This is a genomic window from Ramlibacter aquaticus, from assembly GCF_015159745.1.
Lineage (GTDB): Bacteria > Pseudomonadota > Gammaproteobacteria > Burkholderiales > Burkholderiaceae_C > Ramlibacter > Ramlibacter aquaticus.
The window spans coordinates 1-6,427 of record NZ_JADDOJ010000130.1; the positions used below are offsets into that span (position 1 = coordinate 1).

General features: G+C 73.6%; 6 protein-coding genes. 2 read left to right on the top strand and 4 right to left on the bottom strand.

The window, feature by feature from the left end; all coding sequences use genetic code 11:
- Positions 1 to 215: 215 nt before the first annotated feature.
- Positions 216 to 1,430, bottom strand: a complete 1,215-nt coding sequence (locus IM725_RS19370) for a serine hydrolase domain-containing protein (protein WP_193782282.1) — start codon at positions 1,428 to 1,430, stop codon at positions 216 to 218.
- A gap of 172 nt (positions 1,431 to 1,602) precedes the next feature.
- Between IM725_RS19370 and IM725_RS19375 the strand changes: the two genes are divergently transcribed.
- Both IM725_RS19375 and IM725_RS19380 read left to right on the top strand, forming a co-directional pair.
- Complete coding sequence (locus IM725_RS19375; RefSeq protein WP_193782283.1) at positions 1,603 to 3,465, top strand: patatin-like phospholipase family protein; 1,863 nt, start codon at positions 1,603 to 1,605, stop codon at positions 3,463 to 3,465.
- 53 nt (positions 3,466 to 3,518) lie between these two features.
- Complete coding sequence (locus IM725_RS19380; protein WP_193782284.1) at positions 3,519 to 3,722, top strand: hypothetical protein; 204 nt, start codon at positions 3,519 to 3,521, stop codon at positions 3,720 to 3,722.
- Positions 3,723 to 3,794: 72 nt separating this feature from the next.
- On the opposite strand, the gene IM725_RS19385 is transcribed toward IM725_RS19380, so the two are convergent.
- The 3 genes from IM725_RS19385 to IM725_RS19395 form a co-directional block, all read right to left on the bottom strand.
- A complete protein-coding gene (locus IM725_RS19385; protein WP_193782285.1) occupies positions 3,795 to 4,808 on the bottom strand; it encodes a ketopantoate reductase family protein in 1,014 nt (337 codons plus the stop codon).
- A gap of 157 nt (positions 4,809 to 4,965) precedes the next feature.
- Positions 4,966 to 5,937 (bottom strand): hypothetical protein, encoded by a 972-nt coding sequence (locus IM725_RS19390; RefSeq protein ID WP_193782286.1) that lies wholly within the window; start codon positions 5,935 to 5,937, stop codon positions 4,966 to 4,968.
- 120 nt (positions 5,938 to 6,057) lie between these two features.
- Positions 6,058 to 6,427, bottom strand: a 370-nt coding sequence (locus tag IM725_RS19395) for a nucleoside 2-deoxyribosyltransferase (RefSeq protein ID WP_193782287.1), incomplete at its 5' end; no start/stop codon positions are given.

Here is a 6,427-nt window from a genome sequence, read left to right on the forward strand (position 1 = left end):
GGGGTTGGGGCGCCCCGATTATTGCGCCCCGGCGCCGGGGTCAGGCGGGGGTCAGCCGCCGGGGCGTACGGTGCAACTGTCCCGCCTTACTGGGCGGAACGCAGTGGCGGCGCGACACGCGATCAGGGCAACGCCCCGCCCTTGGCCCGGCCCCGTGCCGGGCCTTTTATTTGGGAGTCGCGCGTGCCGGGCCCCGGGCCGTGGCCGCTGCCGCCTCAGTGCGAGGCCGCCCCCGCTTCCGCGTCCACCGCCTGCTGCACCGCGCGGTAGAAGGCATCGCGCGCGGCCATGGCCTGCGGGTCCTGGGCGCCGTTCCAGTCGGCGTTGGAGGCGATCACCAGCCGGCGCGCGGGGTCGATGAAGATGCCCTGGCCGAAGATGCCGCGCGCCTCGTAGCTGCCGTCGTCCCGGGTCCACCAGAAGTAGCCGTAGCCCCGCCCGGGCCGGCCGATGCCGGTCTGGCTGCGCGTGGCCTGCGCCAGCCAGTCCTCGGGCACCACGGAGGCCGTGCCGCCCACGGGCCGGGCACCGTCCAGCATGAACAGGCCGACGCGCGCGAAGTCGCGCGTGGCCGCCTGCACGCAGCAGCCGCTGATCTCCTGCCCGGTGCGGCTGAGGATCCAGGTGGCCTGCTGTTCCATGCCGGCCGGCTTCCAGACCTTTTCGGAGAGGTAGTCGGACAGGGTGCGGTGCGTGGCCTGCGCCACCAGGATGCCCACCAGGTTGGTCTCGCCGGTGCTGTAGTTCCAGCGCGTGCCGGGCGCGGCCGCGCGCGGCAGCTTGCGCATGTAGCTCACGATGGCCGGCACGCCGTCCTCGGGCGGCTGCTTGTCGAAGCGGGCGACGTCGGACTGCGGGTCCTTGTAGTCCTCGTTCCACTGCACGCCCGAGGTCATGGTCACGAGCTGGCGGATGCTGACCTGTTCATAGGCCGAGCCCTTCATCTGCGGCAGGTAGTCGGAGACCTTGTCGTCCATGCTGCGGATGGCGCCGTCCTTCACGGCGGCGCCCACCAGCAGCGCGGTGAGGGACTTGGCCATGGAGAAGCTGGTCCAGCGGCCCTGGCCGTCGAAGCCCAGGCCGTAGCGTTCCAGCCGCAGCTTGCCGTCCTGCAGCACCACCAGCGCGGCGCTGCGCTGGCCGGCCATGTAGGCGTCCACGTCCACAGCCAGCTTGAGCGGCGGCCCGGGCGGCAGCGGCCGCGCGACCGGACCGGCCGCCACCACGCGCGATTTCGCCAGGAAGCTCAGGCGGTCCATGGCGCGGAAGGCGGCGTCCCGCTGGCGCGTGCTCCAGAAGAGCACGTCGCGGTTGGTGGGCAGCGCGGCCAGCACGCCGCGGGTTTCCTTGTCCAGGGAGAACCAGCCGGCGGCCGCGGCGACGGCGAGGACGGCGAGCAGCCCCAGGAGGATCCGGCGAAGCTTTTTCATGGGAGGCAGAAGGCAGAGCAAACGGGCCCCGATTGGACACGAGCTCCCGGGGTTGCGCACCGTCGCCAAGGCGACATGCACCGGACTGGGGCTTGCGAGCATGGCGCCCCGTGACGAGCCGGCGCAGAATCCGCCGTTTGCGGACAACAAGCCAAACGGGAGCAGTCAAGGGATGGACGCAACAGGGGTGTGGGAGCACGGGCCCGCCGGCGTGCAGGAGGGCCATCGGCAGCTCCTGATCGAAGGCCTGCGGCGGATCTTCGGCGAATTCAACGAGGAGATGCTGGCCCGCGTGCTGCAGGAGTTCGAGTGGGTGCAGCTGGCCGGCGGCGAGACGCTGCTGGCGCAGGGCTCGCGCGACGACAGCCTGTATTTGGTCATCAGCGGCCGGCTGCGCGCCCTGCGCACCGACGAGGAAGGCCACACCCGGGCGCTGGGCGAGATCGCCCGCGGCGAGACCGTGGGCGAGCTGGCCTTCTTCACCGGCGAGGCCCGCACCGCCACCGTGGTCGCGGTGCGCGACGCGGTGCTGGTGCGCTTGCGCGGCGATGCCTTCCGCGAACTGCTGATCGCCTACCCGCTGATGTCCATCAACCTGACGCGCCTGGTGATCGACCGCATGCGGCGCGAGACCGAGCGCAAGGCCAGCTCGCGCCCGGTCACCTTCGCGCTGCTGCCGGTCACGCCCGGGCTGGACCTGGCCGCGCTGGCGCGCCGGATCGCGGGCGAGCTGGGCCCGGGCGTGCGCCTGGTGACCTCCGCCGAGGTGGACGGCTGGTTCGGCGAGCCGGGGATGGCGCAGGTGCCGCACGCCAGCGAGCGCTCGGCGCGCGTCGCGCAACGCCTGGAGCAGCTGGAGAACGAGCACCCCTTCGTCTTCTACCTCACCGATCCCACCCCCTCGGAGTGGACGCGGCGCTGCCTGCGCCACGCGGACCGCGTGCTGCTGCTGGCCGACGCCCGCCAGGACCCCCAGCCCGGCCCCCTGGAGCGGGACTGCCTGATGGACGGCGCCCACGCGCCGCTGGCACAGAGCTATCTGGTGCTGATGCACCCGGCGGGCCGGCAGCCGCCCCAGGGCACCTCGCGCTGGCTGGCGCCGCGCAAGCTGGCCGGCCACCTGCACCTGCGCGAGGACCGGCCGGCCGACTGGGGCCGGGTGGCACGCGTGGTTTCGGGCCAGGCCACCGGGCTGGTGCTGTCCGGCGGCGGCGCGCGCGGCTTCGCCCACCTGGGGGTGATGAAGGCGCTGGCCGAATCCGGCCACACCTGGGACCTGGTGGGCGGCACCAGCATCGGCTCGGTGATGGGCGTGTTCTCGGCCATGGACCTGTCGCCGGACGAGGCCATCGCCCAGGCGCGCGAGGCCTTCCGCAAGAACCCCACCGGCGACTTCAACATCTTCCCCGTGGTCTCGCTGATCGGCGGCCGCCGCCTGCGCCGCATCATCGACCACGGCATCCACTCGGTGATGGGCGAGGGCTGCGGCATCGAGGACCTGTGGAAGAGTTTCTTCTGCGTCTCCAGCAACTACTCCGCCGCGCGCGAGACCGTGCTCACGCGCGGGCCGCTGGCCAAGAGCCTGCGCGCCTCGGTGGCCATCCCCGGCGCGTTGCCGCCGGTGATGCTGGACGGGCAGTTGCACATCGACGGCGCCACCTTCAACAACTTCCCCACCGACGTGATGGCCGGCATGGGCGCCTCGCGCATCGTGGGCGTCAACCTGCTGCGCGAGGGGTCCATCAAGTACAAGATGGACGAGCTGCCCACCGGCTGGCGCCTGGCCCTGGACAAGCTGCGCGGCAAGCGCCACCGCCTGCCCGGCATCATCCCGCTGCTGCTGAACTCCAGCATGATGTACAGCTACGCCCGCCAGGGCGAGAGCAAGCGCTTCGTGGACCTGTACTTCAACCCGCCGGTGCAGGGCTACGGCATCATGGAATGGACCCGCTTCGATTCCATCGTGCGGGCCGGTTACGAGGACGCGATGAAGCGGCTGGAAGCCCTGGCCGCGCAGCCCCAGGCCACCGAGTAACAGCTCGTCTCAGGCCCTGCCAGAGCCTTTGCGCGGGGGACAATCCGGGTCTCATGAAGACCCTCTACGGCGACTACGAGATCGAGACCGATCGCCACGGCAGCTACACCATCCGCGTCGAAGGGCGGCTGGTGCGCAGGCTGACGGCCCTCACCGCCTACCCGGGCCGCCCGCGCTTCGGCAACCGCAAGCTGGAGGTGGAGGCCCTGGAAGACGCCAAGCGCTACCTGGACGCGCTGTCGCGCCGCACCGGCTGAAGGCCGGGCCGCGGGGCCGTGCCGGCTGAAGCCGCTGCCCCGTGCCACCCGGTCCAGGCCGTGCCGCCGGGCTCAGGCCGGCCGCAGGGCCGCCGCCAGCGCCTCGGGCGGCAGCGGCCGTGGCGGCTGGGCCGCGGGGCTGTGCTCCAGCGCCTGCACCATCGAGACCAGCCGGCTGGCCACGGGCGTGGGCACGCCGGTCGCCTCGCCCAGGCGGGCGATCTCGCCATTGAGCAGCAGCACCTCGGTCGTGCGGCGCTGGTCGATGTCGGCCACCATGGACGGGTAGCTGCCCTCGCGCACGCCGTTGCGCGCCCGCGCCAGCCACCAGGTCACCGGGCCGCCGCGCCGCAGCAGCGCCAGGTAGGCCGACGGCGGGATGGGCATGGGCCACTCGAAGGCGATGCCGGCCGCGCGCAGCACCGCCAGGGCTTCCTCGATGGAGGCGGCGCAGGCCTCGCGCAGCGCCGGCACCGTGAGCAGGTCCTGGATGGTGGCGTGGGTGACCGCGCAGATTGCATTGGCCAGGTTGATCAGCAGCTTGCCCCACACCGCCTCGTCGCCCCGGGCCCGGGCCACCGCCATGCCGCTGCCCTGGAAGGCGGCCGCCAGGGCGGCATCGCCGGTGCCGCCCAGCACCAGGGCCGGCTTGGTGGCGAGCTGGGCCTGCAGCGGGCCGCGCCACTGGGCATTGAACATGATGGTCATGGGCAGGATGCGCACGCCGGGCAGCTGCCTGCGCAGCATGCGCAGCGCGTCCACGCCATTGAGCGTGCAGACCACGGTGCAGCCGGGCGGGAAGGCCGAGGGTTGCGGCAGCTGCTCGAGCAGCGGGGCCAGCGCGCCGTGCTTCACGCACAGCAGCAGGTGGTCCACGCCCTGCAGGTCCAGCCGGTCCACCAGGCGCGGGCGCGGCGCGGTGAAGACTGGCCGGCCCTGGGCGTCCTCCACGCGCACCCCGGGGGCGGCCTCGAAGGCCGCGCGGTCCTTGGGGCGGGCGTAGAGCGCCAGGTCGGCGGCGGGGTGGCGGCCCAGGGCCCCGAGCAGGACCGTGCCGACCGCGCCGGCGCCTATGGTGAGGATCATCGGGCCATGATACCCAGCGGTGCCGCGCGCGCGCGGCACGATGCACCGACTGTGATGGCGGCCCCGCATGCGCAGGCCTGCGAGGGCGGGTTCGCGAAGCGGCGGGGCGGCGGGGCGGTCCGGTGCACCGGCGCGGCCGGCGTCCTGCGCGGGGCGCTCAGGCCGGTTTCCACGCCCGCAGCGAGGCCTGGAAGGCCCAGGGTGCGCGCGCGACCCGGGCGTGGGCCATGCAGCGGCGGAAGTCCAGGGTGGCCGGGTGCAGCACCAGGTGCAGTTCGCCCTCGAAGCGCACGCGCTCGGCACGCCCCACCGCCCCCGCATCGAACAGGCGCAGCCGCAGCCGGCGGTCCGTGCCCACGGTGAAGGCGACCAGCCGGCCGGTGCGCCGCAGCGCCTCGGCCGACCACAGGCGCAGCAGCTGGTAGCGGGCGTTGCGCAGCTGGCCGAAGCGCACGAAGCCCGCCATGTAGCCCCAGGCCAGCGCCGCCACGCCCGCCTGCTGCACCAGGTGGCCGGGCCAGCCCGCGGGCAGCGGCACCCAGCGCAGCAGCGCCGCCTCCGCCAGCACCAGGAAGCCGGCCAGGCGCAGGCCGGCATCGATCGGGTCCAGTTCCAGCTGCAGCAGCACGTGCTCGAAGTCGTCCAGGAAGCGCTTCTGGTCGTCCTCCTCGAAGTCGCGCAACTGCACGCCGTCCGGGTCCTCGGCGCCGTCCGGCGGCGGAAAGGCCGCGTAGCGGATGCCGCAGGCCGAGCGCAGGTGCGGGTCGGGCAGGCGCGAGCCCCGGCCGTACTGCCACAGGAAGGGCACCAGCAGCGCCACCAGCGCGCGCTGCAGGTTCTCCAGCGGGTCCGGGCTGCTCCAGCCGGCGCGCAGGCTGCCCAGCCAGCCCAGCCATGCCATGAGCAGGGGCGCGACCACGGCGGCGAACAGCATGTCGTAGCCCGCCTGCGAGAGGTGGAAGGCGCGCGCGGCCAACAGCGGCAGCGACTGGCCCACGGTGCTGGCGAAGCACCAGAAGGCCAGCAGCGCGAAGCCGGACTCGGCCAGCTCGCCGAAGCCCAGCAGCAGGGTCCAGGCCGCGAGCAGCGTGGCCAGTTGCAGGGAGAACTCGGTTCCGTAGGCGGGCATGGGCGCGGCGCGTGCCGGGGCGGCCGCAGCGCCCCGCAACGCAGGGCAGGCCGGGGCCGGGCCCGCGGCGCAGGCCTGCCAGGCTCTTCGGCCGTGCGGCGCTGAACTTGAGCGCCGCGCTCAGGCCGCCGTGGACCGGGCGGCAAGCGCGTCGCGCAGCTGCGCCAGGGCCTCGTGCGCGCTGCCCACGACGATGCGGCAGGGCACTGCCAGCATCAGGTTCAGCGGCAGGCCGAACTCCTCCACGCGCCAGCCCGCCGTGTCGTGCACGCCGTCGGCCGCCAGCATGCCGGGCTGCCGGGCCCGGATGCGGGCCGCCAGCGCGCCGCCCTCGGGCACGTGGCCGATCACCAGCTTGCCGCGCGCGACGGCATAGCCGACCTCGAAGCAGGTGCCGCTGTCCGGCTCGGCGCCGCGGAAGAAATCGAGCTGCGCCAGCACCGCGTCGCAGGATTCGATGCGGCGGATGTTGGCCTGGTAGATGTGGCGG